The sequence below is a fragment of the Hydrogenophaga sp. ANAO-22 genome (assembly GCF_042466645.1).
In the GTDB taxonomy this organism is placed as follows: domain Bacteria; phylum Pseudomonadota; class Gammaproteobacteria; order Burkholderiales; family Burkholderiaceae_C; genus Hydrogenophaga.
The window spans coordinates 4,634,571-4,650,071 of the sequence record NZ_CP159956.1; the positions used below are offsets into that span (position 1 = coordinate 4,634,571).

The window sequence follows — 15,501 nt, forward strand, 5'->3', positions numbered from 1 at the left end:
TTCACTCATTCATCATGCTGGAACGCATCCATCTCGCCGTGGTGCAGGAAGTCGAGAAACAGGGCTCGCTGACGGCGGCGGCCGAGGTGCTGTGCGTCACGCAATCGGCGCTGAGCCACAGCATGAAGAAGCTGGAGCAGCAGCTGGGCACGGACATCTGGCTGCGCGAAGGCCGCAGCCTGCGCCTCACGCAGGCCGGGCAGTACCTGCTGGCCGTGGCCGGGCGCGTGCTGCCGCAGCTGGACCAGGCGGAAGACCAGCTGCGCCAGTTCGCGAAAGGCGAACGCGGCAGCCTGCGCATCGGCATGGAATGCCACCCGTGCTACCAGTGGCTGTTGAAAGTCGTCTCGCCCTACCTCGCGGCCTGGCCCGACGTGGACGTGGACGTGAAGCAGAAATTCCAGTTCGGCGGCATCGGCGCGCTGTTCGGCCACGAGATCGACCTGCTGGTCACGCCCGACCCGCTCTACAAGCCCGGGCTGCGCTACGAGCCGGTGTTCGATTACGAACAGGTGCTGGTGGTCGCGCGGGGCCATGCGCTGGCCGGGGTGCCCTACGTGAAGCCCCGGCAGCTCACGCAGGAGATGCTGATCACCTACCCGGTGGAGACCGGCCGCCTGGACATCTACAACCAGTTCCTGCAGCCCGCCGGCATCACGCCGCGGCGCCACAAGACCATCGAGACCACGGACATCATGCTGCAGATGGTGGCCAGCGGCCGGGGCGTCGCGGCCCTGCCGCGCTGGCTGGTGGAGGAGTACGCGGCCAAGGTCGACGTGGTGCCCGTGCGCCTGGGGCCGCGCGGCATCGCGAAGCAGATCTTTCTCGGCGCGCGCGAGGCCGATCTGCAGACCGACTACCTGCAGGCCTTCATCGAACTGGCGCGCCGGCGAGCGCAATGACCCGGGTCGGGCTCAGTCCGAGCAGCGTTGTGGGCATGCCGCCGTGGCTGGCTGCGAGACACCTTCGAACCGGCCGGCGACTATAGAACCCGCAGGGGTATCGCCTCGGTTCGGAGGCCGTGTTCCGTCAGGCCCTGGCTCGCTCGCAGGCGGTTCGGCGCGAGCGCGCCCGCGCAATCCAGGATGGGGTAGGCGATCGAGCAGATGTGCGAATTGATGCGCTTGAGATCGCTGATCAGGTCGATGTGCAGCGAGCTGGTCTCGATGCTTTGCACGGTGTTGTCGGTCAGGCGCACGAGGTGGCTGGTGGCGTAGGCGCGCTCCAGGTCCCGGAAGCGCGCCTTTTCTTCCAGCAGCTTTTGCGCGTCGCGCACGTTGCCGTTGAGGAACACGCTCATGCCCAGGCGCAGGTTGTCGATGAGCCGGGCGTGCAGCTCGCAGATCTCGGCCATGCCGGCGTCCGAGAAATTGCGCCCCGTCTTGATCTTCTTGTCCTCGATGTCCAGCAGCACGCGCTCGACGGTGTCGCCGATCTGCTCCATGTTGATGGTGAAACTGATGATGTCGGCCCAGCGCCGGCTTTCTTCTTCGGCGAGCGCCTCGCGGGAGATCTTGGTCAGGTAGTACTTGATGGCCGAGTACAGCTCGTCCACCGAGTCATCGAGCTTGCGCAACTCCTCGGCCAGGCGCAGGTCGTTGTTCTTGATCACGGCCAGCAGGCCGACCATCATGGTCTCGACCACGTCGGCCTGGTGCATGGCCTCGCGCGCCGCGCAGGAGATCGCCAGCGAGGGCGTGGCCAGCGCCGACGGGTCCAGGTGGTGCGGCCGCCCGGCCACCCGGTTCCTGTCGGGCTTGGGCAGCAGGCGCTCGACCCAGCGCGCCACGACCTGGGTGACGCCGATGAACAGGAGGGCGACGGCGATGTTGAAGCTCAGGTGGAACAGCACCACCAGCGTCGCCGGGTCTGGCACATAGGGCTGCATGCCGTGCAGCCATTCCGGCGCCAGCGGCGCCGCCAGCAGCACGCCCAGCGCCTTGAACATCAGGTTGCCCAGCGGCACCTGGCGCACCTCGATGGCCGAACGCGCCGTGGTCACCACGGCCAGCAGACCGCTGCCCAGGTTGGCGCCCAGCACCATGCCCAGGGCCATGTCCGTGGGCACGACACCGGACGCCGCGAGGGTGGCGGTCAGCAGCACGATGGCCAGGCTGGAATAGGCCATGAGGGCCAGCGCGGCGCCCACCGTGATCTCCAGCAGCAGATCGCTGTTGACGGAGACCAGCAGCGCCTTCACCACAGGCGACTGGGTCAGCACCTCGGTGGACTGCGACACCAGGCGCAGCGCCAGCAGCATCAGCCCCAGGCCGATCAGCACCCGGCCCACGCGGCCGACGGCCGTTTGCTGGCGGGAGATGAACATCACCACCCCACCGAGAATGAGCAGCGGCGACAGCCAGGACAGGTCGAAAGAGAACACCACCGTCATCAGGCTGGTGCCGATGTCGGCACCCAGCATCACCGCGAGGGCCACCGGCAGGCTCAGCAGCCCCTGCCCGACGAAGGACGACACGATGAGCGCGGTCGCCGTGCTCGACTGCACCAGGGCCGTGACGCCCAGGCCCGAGAGGGCCGCGGTGATGCGGTTGCCGATGCTGCGCGCCAGGACCTGCCTCAGGTTGGCACCGAACACGCGCAGGATGCCGGTGCGCACAAGCTGGGTGGACCAGACGAGCAGGGCGATCGCTGCCAGAAGATTCAACAGGTGTTTCATGTCGGCAGCCGATCGCAAGCTCAGTCGACCTTCGCCCCGGATGCCCGGACCACCTTGCCCCAGGCCTGGAGCTCGTCGTCCATGAAGCGCTTGAATTCGGCGCCGCCGCCCGTGCCGGGTTCGGCGCCATCGCTGGCCAGGGCCGCGTTGACGGTGGGGCTGCCGATCGCGTTCTGCGCCGCCTGGGTCAGGCGCTCGAGCACCGGTTTCGGTGTGCCCGCGGGCGCGAGCAGGCCGGCCCATGAGGTCACCGAGAAGTCCTTCACGCCCGCCTCCTGCATCGTCGGCAGCTCGGGGGCGGCGGTGGAGCGCCGGTCGGAGGTCACGGCCAGGCCCTTGAGCTTGCCGCCGCGCGCGTGGCCGATGGCGCTGGGCATGGTCTCGAAGCCGAACTGTGCCTCGTTCGACATCAGCGCGACCATGGCAGGGCCGCCGCCCTTGTAGGGGATGTGCTGCACGTCGGTGCCGGTGGCGCTCTTGAAGATCTCCCCCGCGAGGTGGGCCGGCGAGCCGTTGCCCGACGAGGCGTAGAACGTGCCCGGGTTGGCCTTCGCATGGGCGATGAGTTCGGGCACGGAGTTCACGCGCAGCTGGGGCGGCACGACGAGCAGCAAGGGGTACTTGGCCACCAGCGCGATGGGCTCGAACGATTTGATCGGATCGAACTTGAGCTTGTAGAGATGGGGGTTGATCGCCTGGCTGCTGAGCGTCGCCATGAAGACGGTGTAGCCGTCCGGCGGCGCCGCGGCCACCATCTCGGCCGCGAGGTTGCCGGCCGCGCCGGGCCGGTTGTCCACGATCACCGACTGGCCCAGCAGTTCGGTCATGCGCTGGGCCAGCACACGGGCGAGCTTGTCGGTGGACCCTCCGGCGGCGAACCCCACCACGATGCGGACCGGTTTGTTCGGGAAGGCCTGGGCGGTGGCGGATCCCGCCGCCCAGAGTCCAAGGCAAACCAGGATTCCTTTTTGCTTCCAGCTGATCATGGGGGATGTCTCCTTTGTTGAAGTTTCGAACGCACCAAGGGCCAGTGGCCTAGGCTGTGTGGTTCAGCGCCAGGTCAATGACGTCAAAATTCCGCAGCCGCCGTTGCGGCACGCCCGTGAGCACGCGGTTGAAGAGAAGGGGAACGCGTTGCTCGGACAGCCCGCCGTGGGAGCGAAGCGGCACCGTGAGCCCCGACAGGTCGTGCTGGCTGCTCGAGGTGCCCAGCACCGACAGCCGGTGGCTCAGCACCACCAGATCCCCGATGCGGTCGGGCGGCAGCTCGAAGCGGGCGGCGGCGCTCGCCCGGTCCAGCACGTCTTCCACCTCGGGGATCCGCAGCAGCTGTTGCCGGATCGCAGGGATGTCCGCCGGGTTCGCCACATAGACCGTGGCATACGAACCCAGGGCGCCGTGATGCACCACGTACGGGTCGGTGATCGGCAGCAGCACCCGGGCCTTGCCCGGGCCGGCGGTGCGGTCCAGCAGGTCCTGCAGGAACACGATGTTCGGCTTGCCCAGCGCATCGCTCTTCGCGTTCATGCCATGGTCCGCGGTGATGCCGATCACCGCCCCGAGCCGGTCCAGCTCCTGCAGGTAGCGGTCCATCATGGCGTAGAAGCTGTTCGCGCCTTCGGTGCCCGGCGCGAACTTGTGTTGCACGTAGTCGGTGGTCGACAGGTACATGAGGTCCGGCCGCTCGGTGCGCAGCAGCATCACCCCCGCCGCGAACACGAATTCCGAGAGGTCCGCGCTGTACACCGACGGCAGGGGCAGGCCGACCTTGGCCAGCACGTCCTCGATGCCGTTGTCCACGAGGGTGGCCTGGTCGGCCTTCTCCGCAGAGAAGCAGATGCCCTCGAGCCCGTGGCCGAGCAGGCTGCGAAGCTTGTCCTTGGCCGTGACGACCGCCACCTTCCCCCCGGCCTGCGCGAACTGCGCCAGGATGGTGGGCGCGCGAAGGTAGCGCGCATCGTTCATCAGCACCTCGGCGTTCTGCTCGGGGTCGAAGAAGTAGTTGCCGCAGATGCCGTGCACGCTGGGCGGCGCGCCGGTGACGATCGACAGGTTGTTCGGGTTCGTGAAGGAGGGCATCACGCAGTCGCCCGACAGCACGGTGCCCCCTTGTGACAGCCGGGCGAAGAAGGGCGCATGCCCCGCCTGCACGGCCTGGTTGATGTACTCCTGCTCACAGCCGTCGATGCAGACGATGACGGTCGGTGTGCCGGGGGTGTTGTAGGTGCGCTGGTTGACGGTGAGGGTGGCTGTGTTCATGGGTCGAAGCTTATTTGGTTAGATAAACTGACACCATCGATAAATAATCGTCTTGCCGTGAGTAAAAATCACGGATCAATTGGTTTCCGTCCCCACCCACCTGGCCCGCCCACCATGCCCCACCAGCTCCCGCCCCTCAACGCCTTGCGCATCTTCGAAGTGACGGCACGCGCCGGCAGCTACACCGAGGCCGCGAAAGAACTGAACCTCACCCACGGCGCGGTGAGCCGGCAGATCCAGCTGCTGGAGCACTCGCTGGGCCAACCCCTGTTCCGCAAGGAAGGCCAGCGCATGGTGGCGACGGGACATGCCAAAGCCTTCGCGCGCGAGATCAGCGCCGCGTTCGACCACATCAGCGACGCGTCCCGGCGCTATGGCAAGAACGCCGCGAGCAAGGTGATCCGCGTCAACGCCCCGGCCACGCTGGCGATGCGCTGGCTGATCCCGCAGCTGGCGGAGTTCCGCGCGCGCCATCCCGCCACCGAAGTGCGCATTTCCACGGCCTTCAGCCACGACCCGGTCCTCAAGGGCAGCTTCGATGTGGCCATTCGCCGGGCGCCCGGCGACCAGACGCAGTTCGAGGTGGCGCCGCTGTTCACCGAAAACACGACCGTCATTGCCAGCGCAGCGCTGCTCGGGGGGCGCGCGCTGAAAACACCGCGGCAGCTGGAGAAGGCGGTGCTGCTGTCCACCGAGTCCCGGCCTGGCGACTGGGAGAACTGGCTCGGCGCGGCGGGCTGCGCGGACCTGCGCCCGATGCAGACGCTGCGCTTCGACCACTTCTTCGTCACGCTGCAGGCCGTGGTCGATGGCATGGGGTTCGGCATCGGCACCTTCCCCACACTGGCGGCCGACGTGGAGCTCGGCCGGCTGGTCACGCCGTTCCCGCGGTGGCAGGTGCCGGGCAGCGCCTACTTCGTGCTGGTGCCACTGGACTCCGACAAACCCAAGCACCTGCGCGAGTTCCTCGCATGGCTGCACGCCGCCAGCGAGCGTGCCGCGCAGTAGCCGCGGCCTAGTGGCTGGCCACGGCGCTCCAGAGCATGGTGCCGCCCGCCACCAGCAACAGGCCATCCATGAGCAGCCGGAATCTCTCCGCGTCGAGCTGGCTCACGTAGCGCTTCGCGATGAACGCGCCGGCCATCAACGACGATCCGATCACCAGGCCCTTCGCCACGGACGCCAGGGGCAGCCCGCCCAGCGTGCCAAAGGCCAGCGTCTTGGCGGCATAGACACCCAGTGAGCTCATCGCCTCCGTGCCCAGGTAGGCCCCTTTGACCAGTCCGTGCGCCAGAAAGAAGGGCGCGTTGATGGGGCCGGTGCTGACGACGATGCCTGTCAGGAAGCCGATGCCCAGGCCGACCAGGGCCAGATGCCAGAGCCGGAGCACCAGGGCCTGGCGCGCCATCCAGCGGCGCAAGGGGATCATGGCGAGGAAAAACAGGCCCATCACCGCCTCCACGATCCGGCCTGGCAGGACCAGCAGCGTCGCCGCGCCGAGTGCCGCGGCGGGCATGCCGGTCGCGCTGTAGACGCCGACCACGCGCCAGTCCACCTCCCGCCACCAGGCGGCGACCCGCGAGGCATTCGCCATCATCGAAGCGATCGCCATGATGGGCACGGCCTCGCGCGGCCCGAACACCAGCACCAGGGCCGGCATCAGCATGATGGAGGTGCCGAAGCCGACGACGCCGCCCACCGTGCCGGCCACCAACCCGAGCACGAGCACCAGCGTGAAGTCCATGGACATGGGATCTGAATGAATGAATGAGGGTTGTCGGGCTGGGCAGAACTGTAACCAGCTTCCGCGCGCCGCATGGTGGCCCGACCCCGGCGAGCCCTCGAAGCACCGGCAGGCGCTGCTCAGGTCCGCGCCACGCGTTCCAGTGGCGCGGGCCCGAAGCTCACGCGTTGCGGCCGCTTGTAGCGCGCCAGCCGCTGTTCCACGAAACCGATCAGCTCGGCTTCGGTGGCTGCCGCGCCGGGCTTGAGCGCGCAGGCCGCGTGCACGGCCTCGCCCCATTTCTCATCCGCCCGGCCGAACACGAAGGCCTCGGCCACGGCCGGGTGTTCGAGCAGCACCTGTTCCACCTCGGCCGGGTAGACGTTTTCACCGCCGCTCTTGATGAGTTGCTTGTGCGCCGCGCGGCCGGTGAACCACAGCCAGCCGTCCCCATCGAGGCGGCCCAGGTCGCCGGTGCGGTGCCAGGGGTCGGCGGGCTTGAAGGGGCGTTGCTGCGCCACGTCCCAGTAGCCCAGGAACACCGTGGGGCCGCGCACCGCGATCTCGCCTTCCACGCCGGCGGCCACGGGCTGGCCGGCCGCGTCCTGGATGCGGATCTGCGAGGGCGGCACGGCGCGGCCGGCGGCGCCGGGGCGTTCGCTTTGCAGACCCAGGCACACCATGCTCGACACCTCGGCCTGGCCATAGGCCGACCAGAAGCCGGCGCCCGGGCACAGCGCGGCCAGGCGCTCCAGCGTGGCCGGGGGTTCCAGGCCCATGCCGATGCGCAGGCTGGCCAGCGAAGCGCCGCTGGCCTGGGCCGCGTCGAGCATGGCGCCGAGCATGGGCGCGAAGGTGGCGCTCACGGTGACCTGGTGTTGTTCCACCGCCGCCACGGCGGCGGCCGGGTCGAAGCGCGGCAGCAGCACACAGGCGCCGCCCGCGGCCAGCAAGGCGAGCGAGAGGCCGATGCCGGCCGCGTGGAACAGCGGCAGCACACCGAGCCAGCGGTCGTCCGTGCCGAGTGACCACACCTCGCCGATCTGCCGGGCCGAGGCGGTGAGCTGCGACTGCGCCAGCACCGCGCCGCGCGCGTGGCCTTCCACGGCGGCGGTGAACAGCATGGCCGCGCCGAGTTCCGGCGCGTCCCGCCGTGCCACCGGGGGCGCGGTGGGCGGGCCGGCGACGGCGAGCGAAGGCCAGTTCGCCGCGCCGAGCACCACCGTGGGCACGCCGGGCATGCCCTCGGGCCAGGCCGCCTGCCACAAGGGCGCGCAGGCGGCATCCACCACGGCCAGCGCCGGTGCGGCGTCGCGCGCCTGCTGGGCCATTTCGGCCGGCGAGAGCCGCAGGTTCAGCGGCACCAGCATCGCGCCCAGCCAGGCCAGCGCTCCCAGCATCACCAGCACCTCGGCGCGGTTGCCGGCGATCAGCACCACGCGGTCGCCCTGGCCGACTCCCAGGGCCGACAGCGCGGCGGCCTGCCGCTGCACGGCCTCGTAGAGCATGGTGTGGGACTGCGGCGCGCCGTCGTCGATCACGGCGGGGCGGTCGGCGTGGGCCACGGCGTTGTGCGCGAGCAGGTCGATCAGCGTGGGCAGGGCGGAGGTCATGGGGTCATCCTAGTCACGGGAGGGACCGGCGGGTGCGAAACCCAGGCCGCGCTGGCGCGCGGCATCGTATTGGCCGGCGAGTTCGTCCACCAGCGCGGCGACGGGCAACACGCCGTGCACGCCGGCCACCGAGTGGCCGGCGCTGAAGAGCTCGGTCCAGCGCCTGGGGTGCTGCTGGGTGTCGCGGGTGCCGTACAGCTCCGCGGCGTCGGCTTTCAAGGCGCTGGCATCGAGCGCATCGGGGTCGAGGCCCGCATCGACGAGGGAGGCGCGCAGCCAGTTCACCGGCAGCCCGGTGAATGCGCTGGACGGCACGATGTCGTCCCAGCCCGCGTCCACCAGCATGCGCCGGTGGGCCTCGTTCGCCAGGCTCTCGGGCGTGGCGATGAAGCGCGTGCCCATGTAGCCGAGGTCGGCGCCCAGGGCCTGCGCGGCCCACAGCGCGTGGCCGTCGCTCAGGCCGCCGGCGATCACCAGCGGGCCGTCGAACAGCGCGCGCAGCGAGCGCACGCCGGCGAAGGGGCTGACCCAGCCGGTCTGCCCGCCCGCGCCCGCGCACAGCAGCACCAGACCGTCCACGCCGGCGGCCAGCGCCTTCTCGGCGTGCGCCAGCGTGGCCACGTCGGCGAACACGCGGCAGCCCGCACCGTGCAGCGGCTCCACCAGCGCGGCTGGCGAGCCCACGCTGGTGATCACGAGTTCCACCTTCTCGCGCAGCACGCAGGCGAGGTCGTCGGCGAGCGTGGCGCTGCGCACGATGAGGTTGACGGCGAAGGGCGCGGCCTTCGTGGTGTCGCCGATGGCCTCGCGGATGCTGGCGATCCACGCCGCCAGTTCACCGTGCCGGCGGCAGTTGGCGGCCGGGAAGGCGCCGATCACGCCCGCGCGGCAGGCAGCCGCCACCAGCGCCGGCCCGGACACGTGCAGCATGGGCGCCGCGATCAGCGGCAGCCGCAGGCGCGTGCGCCATTCGGCGGGCAGGGCCATGGCGACTCAGCGGCCGGTGAACATGGGCGCGCGCTTGGCCACGAAGGCCGAGGTGCCTTCGCGCGCGTCGGCGGTGCGGGCGCAGGCTTTCAGCAACTGCTGCTCCAGCGAGAGGTAGGCCTGCAGCGAGAGCGCGGGGCCTTCGAGCGAGAGCCGCTTCATGGCCGAGAGCGAGGCCGGCGCCGAGGCGCACAGGCGCTGCACCAGGGCCTGCGCGGCGGCCTCCAGTTCGGCGGCGGGAAACACCTGGTCCACCGCCCCGGCGGCCAGGCATTGCGCGGCGTCGATGGGGTCGCTGAGCATCAGCCACTGCTGCGCGCGCACCGGGCCCACGCGCCGCGCGAGGAAGTAGGAAGCGCCCACGTCGGGTGAGAGACCGATCGCCGCGTACCCCGTGCGCAGCTTCATGGTGTCGCTGGCGAGCACGAAGTCGCCGCACAGCGCCAGGCCCACGCCCGCGCCGCCCACTGGGCCGCCCACCACCGTGACGATGGGGCAGGTGGCCTGCGCGAGCTTGAGGTAACCCGGCAGCAGCTCGTCGAGGATCTCGTCCACCAGCTCATCGAGCCGGTCGCCTGCCTTCACGAATTCGCGGATGTCGCCACCCGCGCAGAAGATCGGCCCGCGCGCCTCGATCACCACGGCGCGCGGTTGCCCCGCGAGCACCTCGTCGATGGCGCGCACCAGCGCGGGCGCGTTCGACGGGCCCAGCGCGTTGTTGTGTTCGGGCCGGTTGAGCACGATGCGCCCCACGCCCTGGCCGTCCACGTTCCATTCGATGCCATTCATCTCTGTCATGGTGTTGTTCCGTTTGTCCAGCGCATCGAAGCACGACACGCAACGCTTGAAATGCCCCCTCCAGAGATGCCGCCGATCTGGCTTCGCCAGTCGGCAGGCATCGCCCCCGGGGGGTGACGCCGAAGGCGGCGCGGGGGGTGGGCGTCAGCCCAGCCATCTCTTTCTCCGGCGGTAGTGTTTGACTTCGCGGTAGTTGCGCCGCTCGCCGCTGGCCTGGTGGCCCAGGTAGAACTCCTGGATGTCCTCGTTGGCGCGCAGCTCGGCGGCCGTGCCTTCGAGCACCACGCGGCCGTTTTCCAGGATGTAGCCGTGGTCGGCCAGCTCCAGCGCGGCCTGGGCGTGCTGCTCCACGATCAGCAGCGACACGCCCTCGGCGCGCAGCTTGGCCAGCAGGCCGAAGATCTCGCTCACCATCATGGGCGCCAGGCCCAGCGAGGGCTCGTCGATCATCAGCAGCTTGGGTTGGGCCATCATGGCGCGGCCGATCAGCAGCAGCTGCTGTTCACCGCCCGAGAGGTAGCCGGCGGTGCGCGTGCGCAGCTCGGCCAGGCGCGGGATCAGGCCGTAGACCCGCTCCAGCCCTTGCTTCACATCGGCCATGCGCGTGAGCCGGTGCCCGCCCACCACCAGGTTCTGCTCGGCGGTCATGTGGCGCAGCACCTTGCGGCCTTCGACCACGTGCACCACGCCGTCGGCCACCATCCGCTCGGCGGACGCGCCGGTGATGTCCTGGCCCAGCATGCGCACGTTGCCCGAGGCGACGCGGCCTTCCTCCACGTCCAGCATGCCGGAGATGGTCTTGAGGGTGGTGCTCTTGCCGGCTCCGTTGGGGCCGAGCAGCACGGTGCAACCTCCGGCGGCCACTTCCAGCGTGATGCCTTTCAGCGAAAGGATCACGTCGGCGTAGAGCACCTCGACGTTGTTGAGGGCGATCAGCGCTTGGTCTGACACGGCCACGCTCTCGCTCACCACTTCGCCAGCTTGGGCACCGGCACGCCCCGGGCCACCGTGGTCAGCTTGCCGCCCACCACCTGGCCGATGTTGACGCGCGGGTCCTTGATGGGGAAGGGGGCCTCGACCGAGAAGTCGATGTCGCCGCCGCCGGTGAAGCCGAAGAAGTCCTTGGCCGGGAAGTGGGTCTCGATCAGCGTGTTGTAGAGCATCTCGCCGGTGAGCTTGTCGCCGCCGTGCTTCTTCGCCGCCGCCTCCACCGCGCGCACCAGCACCAGGGTCTGGTTGATGCCGATGGTGGTGATCGAGTGCCAGGGCGCCTTCACGCCGTACTTGGCCACCAGCATGTCGTAGAACTTCTTGGCCTCGGTGTCCTCGTCGGTGGCGATCACGCCGGCGTGCACTTCGTAGTCCCCGTCCATGGCCGACAGGCTGCCCAGCAGCTTCTGCAGCATGGCGGGCGAGTTCTGCAGGCTGTAGACGATGGGCACGTTCTTGCCCAGGGTCTGCATGGCGCGCTTCACCGCCACCGCCTGCTGGATGTTGGAGGGCACCAGCACCACCTCGGCACCGGCGTTGAGCACGCGGCGCAGTTGCAGCGTCACGTCGGCCGGCTGGGGCTCCACGTACACCATCTCGACCAGGGTCACCACGTTGGGGTTGGCCTTCGCGTAGGCGATGATGCCCTTGCCCATGTCGGCGAAGGTGGGCGAGGCTTCGGTGGTGAACATCGCCACCTTGACCGGGCGGCCCGGGGTCTTGGTTTTCTGGAACCAGTCGATGAAGCCGGAGACTTCATGCACGAAGGTCGGCCGCGTGGCCAGCACCCACTGGTTGGGGCGCCAGCCGAAGCCGTTGGCCGCCGAGCCCAGGATCATGGGCACCCTGTCGGTGGGCAGGCGCTGTTGCAGGGCCGAGGTGTCGGGGCCGCCGAGCGAGAGGCCGATCACCGGCTTGGTGGCCAGCACGCCGGGCCACAGGCTGGCGGTCTGCGCGGTGTCGTAGCGCGTGTCGTAGGTCTTGAGCTCGAGCTTCACGCCCAGCTTGTTGCCCACTTCCGCGTTCCACCAGTTCACCACGCCTTCGCGGCCCGGGCCCACCATGGGCATGATGGCCGCGAACGGGCCCGAGTAGTCGGACAGGGCCGGGATCTGGTACACGGTCTGCGCGCCGGCGGGCGCGACGGCCGAGGCGGCGATGCCCGCCAGCAGGGCGGCCTGGGTGGCCCAGTGTTTCAGTGCTTTCATGACGTCTCCTGGTTGGTATGAAGGTCTGCGGAAAAAGCGGCTCACCACTTGCCCAGCCTGGGCACGGGCACGCCCTTGGCCACGGTGACGAGCTTGCCGCCCACCACCTGGCCCACGTTGATGCGCGGGTCCTTGGTGGGGAAGGGCGCCTCCACCGAGAAGTCGAGGTCGCCGCCGGTGAGGCCGAAGAAGTCCTTGGCTGGGAAGGTGGTCTCGATCAGCGTGCTGTAGATCAGCTCGCCGCTGAGCTTGTCGGGGCCATGCTTCTTCGCGGCCACCTCGATGGCGCGCACCGCCAGCAGCGTCTGCGTCATGCCCAGCGAGGTGATGGCGTGCCAGGGCACCTTCATGCCGTGTTTGGCCACCAGCAGGTCGTAGAAGCGCTTGGCTTCGGTGTCTTCCTCGCTGGTGATCACGCCGCCGTGCACCTCGTAGTCGCCTTCCATGGCGGCCATGCTGCCCACCAGTTTCTGCAACATGCCGGGCGAGTTCTGCAGGCCATGCACGATGGGCACGTTCTTGCCCAGGGCCTGCATGGCGCGCTTCACCGCCACCGCCTGCTGGATGTTGGTCGGCACCAGGATCACCTCGGCGCCCGCGTTGAGCACGCGGCGCAGCTGCAGCGTCACGTCGGTGGGCTGCACGTCCACGAAGACCATCTCCACCAGGTTCATCACGTTGGGGCTGGCCTTGGCGTAGGCCGACACGCCCTTGGCCATGTCGGCAAAGCTGGGCGATGCCTCGGTGGTGAACATCGCCACCTTCACCGGGCGGCCCGGCGTCTTGGTCTTCTGGTACCACTCGATGAAGCCGGCGATCTCGTGCACGAAGGTGGGCCGGGGCGTGAGCACCCACTGGTTGGGGCGCCAACCCGAGCCGTTGGCTGCCGAGCCGGAGATCATCACCACCTTGTCGGTGGGCAGGCGCTGCTGCAGCGCGGCGGTGTCCGGCCCGCCGGCCGAGAGGCCCACCAGCGGTTTGGTGGCGAGCACGCCGGGCCACAGGCTGGCGGTCTGCGCGGCGTCGTAGCGCGTGTCGTAGCTCTTCACTTCGACCTTCACGCCCATCTTGGCGCCCACTTCGGCGTTCCACCAGGTCGCCACCGCCTCGCGGCCGCCGGCCATCATCGGCATGATGGACGAGAACGGCCCGGAGAAATCGGACATCGCGGGCACCTGGTACACGGTCTGCGCCGTGGCCGGCAGGGCCGCCGACAGACACAGCCCGGCCACGGTGGCGGTGCGGGCCGCCCAGCTCTTGAGTGTTTGCATGTTGTCTCCTGTTGTCGTGATGGGTGCCGCCCCCCGGCGGTCAGTACGGGAACGGCCAGAGTCGGTACGCCTGCTTGGTGATCTGCACGCGGTGCATCACGCCCTTGGGCTCGAACAGCAGGAAAAGGATGATCACGGTGCCCAGCAGCACGTTCATGGCGGCGAAGACGAAGTCCTGCCCCACGGCGGGCACCCACTGGATGACGCTCGGGCCCAGGCTGGTCACGCCCTCGCGCGCCAGCTGGATCAGCACGGTGCCGATCAGCGCCCCCACGATGGAGCCCAGGCCGCCGACGATCATCATGGCGATCATCCAGATGGCGTTGAACAGCGTGAACTGCTCCACCGACACGTGCCGCAGCGCCACCACCCACAGGCCGCCGGCCACGCCGGCGTAGAAGGCGCTGACCAGGAAGGCGCGCGCCTTGGTGGCGGCCACGGGGATGCCCATCATCCCGGCGGCCACGTCGTCGTCGCGCACCGCCTCGAAGCTGCGGCCGTGGCGCGAGCGCACGATGCCGAAGGCCCCGATGGTCATGACCACCAGCACGATGAACGAGAAACCGTAGATCGCGCGGTCGTTGTTCAGCGAGATGCCCAGGGCGGTGGCCGACTCCACGTGCAGGCCGCCCGCGCCGCCCAGCCAGGCCTGCGGCAGGTTCAGCACCAGGAAGTGGAACAGCGCCTGCGCCGCGATGGTGGTGAGCGCGAGGTAGAAGCCCTTGATGCGCGCGGCCGTCAGGCCGAACATCACGCCGAAGAGGGCCGCGCCCGCGCCGCCGATGAGCAGCGCCGCGAGCGCGTCCCACCCGGCCGACATGGCCAGCGCCGCGCCGTAGGCGCCCACCCCCATGAAGGCCGACTGCCCCAGGTTGATCTGCCCCGCGTAGCCGGTGCAGATCTGCAGGCCGATCACGGCCACGGCGGTGATGAAGGTGGTGTAGCCGATGCTGACCCAGCGGTCCGAGGCCCACCAGGGCAGCGTGGCCAGCACGAGCAGCAGGATCAGCAGGCCCACCCACTGCGCGCGCGTGCGGATCAGGGAGCGGTCGCCCGCGTGGCTGGTGAAGAAAATGCCGGACGGGTCCATCACACACGCTCCACATGGCGCCAGCCGAACAGGCCGGTGGGGCGCACCAGCAGGATCAGCAGCATGAAAACAAAGGGCACGATGGACGAGGCCGAGCCGCCGATCGCAGGGTCCACATAGGCCGCCACCAGGGCCTGCACGATGCCGACGATGGCACCGGCCAGGATCAGCCCGCCGATGGATTCGAGGCCGGCGAGCAGCGCCACCGGCAGCGCGGCCAGCGCCACGTCGGCCGTGCCCACCGTGAGCGAGCGGCCGCTGAGCAGCACGATGGCGCCGGCCGTGGCGATCACCGAACCCATCATCCAGGCCAGGGTGACGGCGCGCTTGACCGAGATGCCGAGCGAGATCGCGGTGGTGGGCTCTTCCGCCACGGCGGTCAGCGTGAGGCCGGCGCGGGTGCGGTTGAAGAACCACGACATGCCCACCGTGACCACCAGCGTGAGCACGGCGCCGATCACCAGCGACGACGGGAAGATCATGTCGCCGACGATGAAGGGCGTGGGCGGCAGCAGCACGGGAAACTGGCGGTCCGCCGCGCCCCACACCACCAGCACGATGCCGCGGATCAGGATCACCAGGCCGATGGTCACCATCACCATGGAGAACACCGACTCGCCCACCAGCCGCTCGAAGAACAGCCGCTCGATCAGCCAGCCGTAGACCAGCGCGCAGACGAAGGCCAGCGGAATCGCCAGCCAGGGCGGGAGGTTGGCGCCCAGCGTGAGCGTCCACACCGCGTAGGCGCCGAGCATCATCAGCTCGCCCTGCGCGAAGTTGAACACCTTGCTGGCGCGGTAGATCACCATGAAGCCCAGCGCCAGCAGGGCGTAGATCTGGCCTTGCAGGAAGCCGTTGAAGAGGTAGTTGAAGAAGTCGGTCATG

General features: G+C 69.3%; 14 protein-coding genes. 2 read left to right on the forward strand and 12 right to left on the reverse strand.

From position 1 onward, the window contains the following. The first annotated feature begins 14 nt into the window (after nt 1–14). Nucleotides 15–902, forward strand: a complete 888-nt coding sequence (locus ABSY19_RS22380) for a LysR substrate-binding domain-containing protein (protein WP_382156046.1) — start codon at nt 15–17, stop codon at nt 900–902. A gap of 80 nt (nt 903–982) precedes the next feature. Here the strand turns inward: ABSY19_RS22380 and ABSY19_RS22385 are convergent, their stop codons facing one another. Genes ABSY19_RS22385 through phnA form a run of 3 tightly spaced genes read right to left on the reverse strand, consistent with a single transcriptional unit; the run spans nt 983 to nt 4,936 of the window. Continuing rightward, the gene (locus tag ABSY19_RS22385) at nt 983–2,677 is read right to left on the reverse strand and encodes a Na/Pi cotransporter family protein (RefSeq protein ID WP_382156049.1); all 1,695 of its coding nucleotides are present in this window, start codon (nt 2,675–2,677) and stop codon (nt 983–985) included. A gap of 20 nt (nt 2,678–2,697) precedes the next feature. Further along, nucleotides 2,698–3,663, reverse strand: a complete 966-nt coding sequence (locus ABSY19_RS22390; RefSeq protein WP_382156052.1) for a Bug family tripartite tricarboxylate transporter substrate binding protein — start codon at nt 3,661–3,663, stop codon at nt 2,698–2,700. Nucleotides 3,664–3,712: 49 nt separating this feature from the next. Continuing rightward, nucleotides 3,713–4,936: a phosphonoacetate hydrolase gene (phnA, locus tag ABSY19_RS22395; RefSeq protein WP_382156055.1), complete on the reverse strand. Its 1,224-nt coding sequence runs from the start codon at nt 4,934–4,936 to the stop codon at nt 3,713–3,715. Between the two features lie 114 nt (nt 4,937–5,050). Between phnA and ABSY19_RS22400 the strand changes: the two genes are divergently transcribed. Continuing rightward, entirely contained in the window at nt 5,051–5,944 is an 894-nt protein-coding gene (locus ABSY19_RS22400) for a LysR substrate-binding domain-containing protein (RefSeq protein ID WP_382156058.1), read from the forward strand. A 7-nt stretch (nt 5,945–5,951) separates the two neighbouring features. On the opposite strand, the gene ABSY19_RS22405 is transcribed toward ABSY19_RS22400, so the two are convergent. The 9 genes from ABSY19_RS22405 to ABSY19_RS22445 all read right to left on the reverse strand — a co-directional run bounded on the left by ABSY19_RS22405 (nt 5,952) and on the right by ABSY19_RS22445 (nt 15,500). Beyond that, nucleotides 5,952–6,680 (reverse strand): TSUP family transporter, encoded by a 729-nt coding sequence (locus ABSY19_RS22405; RefSeq protein WP_382163909.1) that lies wholly within the window; start codon nt 6,678–6,680, stop codon nt 5,952–5,954. 119 nt (nt 6,681–6,799) lie between these two features. Beyond that, nucleotides 6,800–8,272: an AMP-binding protein gene (locus tag ABSY19_RS22410; protein ID WP_382156061.1), complete on the reverse strand. Its 1,473-nt coding sequence runs from the start codon at nt 8,270–8,272 to the stop codon at nt 6,800–6,802. 9 nt (nt 8,273–8,281) lie between these two features. Continuing rightward, nucleotides 8,282–9,259 (reverse strand): NAD(P)H-dependent flavin oxidoreductase, encoded by a 978-nt coding sequence (locus ABSY19_RS22415; protein ID WP_382156064.1) that lies wholly within the window; start codon nt 9,257–9,259, stop codon nt 8,282–8,284. A gap of 6 nt (nt 9,260–9,265) precedes the next feature. Next, on the reverse strand, nt 9,266–10,057 hold the full coding sequence (locus ABSY19_RS22420; protein ID WP_382156067.1) for an enoyl-CoA hydratase-related protein: 792 nt from the start codon (nt 10,055–10,057) through the stop codon (nt 9,266–9,268). Nucleotides 10,058–10,201: 144 nt separating this feature from the next. Then, nucleotides 10,202–11,014: an ABC transporter ATP-binding protein gene (locus ABSY19_RS22425; protein ID WP_382156069.1), complete on the reverse strand. Its 813-nt coding sequence runs from the start codon at nt 11,012–11,014 to the stop codon at nt 10,202–10,204. A gap of 8 nt (nt 11,015–11,022) precedes the next feature. After that, nucleotides 11,023–12,255, reverse strand: a complete 1,233-nt coding sequence (locus ABSY19_RS22430) for an ABC transporter substrate-binding protein (RefSeq protein ID WP_382156071.1) — start codon at nt 12,253–12,255, stop codon at nt 11,023–11,025. Between the two features lie 41 nt (nt 12,256–12,296). Further along, complete coding sequence (locus ABSY19_RS22435; RefSeq protein ID WP_382156073.1) at nt 12,297–13,526, reverse strand: ABC transporter substrate-binding protein; 1,230 nt, start codon at nt 13,524–13,526, stop codon at nt 12,297–12,299. Nucleotides 13,527–13,566: 40 nt separating this feature from the next. Next, nucleotides 13,567–14,616, reverse strand: a complete 1,050-nt coding sequence (locus ABSY19_RS22440; protein ID WP_382156075.1) for a branched-chain amino acid ABC transporter permease — start codon at nt 14,614–14,616, stop codon at nt 13,567–13,569. After that, nucleotides 14,616–15,500 carry a branched-chain amino acid ABC transporter permease gene (locus tag ABSY19_RS22445; RefSeq protein ID WP_382156077.1) on the reverse strand — a complete coding sequence of 295 codons (885 nt, stop codon included), beginning with the start codon at nt 15,498–15,500 and terminating at the stop codon, nt 14,616–14,618. The genes ABSY19_RS22440 and ABSY19_RS22445 overlap by 1 nt, the downstream gene beginning before the upstream one ends. Between the last annotated feature and the right edge of the window lies 1 nt (nt 15,501).

What these genes read in the sequence shown, in the direction of transcription:
- ABSY19_RS22420 (WP_382156067.1), bottom strand. Translation starts at nt 10,057, where the DNA reads ATGACAGAGATGAATGGCATCGAATGGAACGTGGACGGCCAGGGCGTG.
- ABSY19_RS22385 (WP_382156049.1), bottom strand. Translation starts at nt 2,677, where the DNA reads ATGAAACACCTGTTGAATCTTCTGGCAGCGATCGCCCTGCTCGTCTGG.
- ABSY19_RS22435 (WP_382156073.1), bottom strand. Translation starts at nt 13,526, where the DNA reads ATGCAAACACTCAAGAGCTGGGCGGCCCGCACCGCCACCGTGGCCGGG.
- ABSY19_RS22415 (WP_382156064.1), bottom strand. Translation starts at nt 9,259, where the DNA reads ATGGCCCTGCCCGCCGAATGGCGCACGCGCCTGCGGCTGCCGCTGATC.
- ABSY19_RS22410 (WP_382156061.1), bottom strand. Translation starts at nt 8,272, where the DNA reads ATGACCTCCGCCCTGCCCACGCTGATCGACCTGCTCGCGCACAACGCC.
- phnA (WP_382156055.1), bottom strand. Translation starts at nt 4,936, where the DNA reads ATGAACACAGCCACCCTCACCGTCAACCAGCGCACCTACAACACCCCC.
- ABSY19_RS22405 (WP_382163909.1), bottom strand. Translation starts at nt 6,680, where the DNA reads ATGGACTTCACGCTGGTGCTCGTGCTCGGGTTGGTGGCCGGCACGGTG.
- ABSY19_RS22400 (WP_382156058.1), top strand. Translation starts at nt 5,051, where the DNA reads ATGCCCCACCAGCTCCCGCCCCTCAACGCCTTGCGCATCTTCGAAGTG.
- ABSY19_RS22445 (WP_382156077.1), bottom strand. Translation starts at nt 15,500, where the DNA reads ATGACCGACTTCTTCAACTACCTCTTCAACGGCTTCCTGCAAGGCCAG.
- ABSY19_RS22440 (WP_382156075.1), bottom strand. Translation starts at nt 14,616, where the DNA reads ATGGACCCGTCCGGCATTTTCTTCACCAGCCACGCGGGCGACCGCTCC.
- ABSY19_RS22430 (WP_382156071.1), bottom strand. Translation starts at nt 12,255, where the DNA reads ATGAAAGCACTGAAACACTGGGCCACCCAGGCCGCCCTGCTGGCGGGC.
- ABSY19_RS22380 (WP_382156046.1), top strand. Translation starts at nt 15, where the DNA reads ATGCTGGAACGCATCCATCTCGCCGTGGTGCAGGAAGTCGAGAAACAG.
- ABSY19_RS22390 (WP_382156052.1), bottom strand. Translation starts at nt 3,663, where the DNA reads ATGATCAGCTGGAAGCAAAAAGGAATCCTGGTTTGCCTTGGACTCTGG.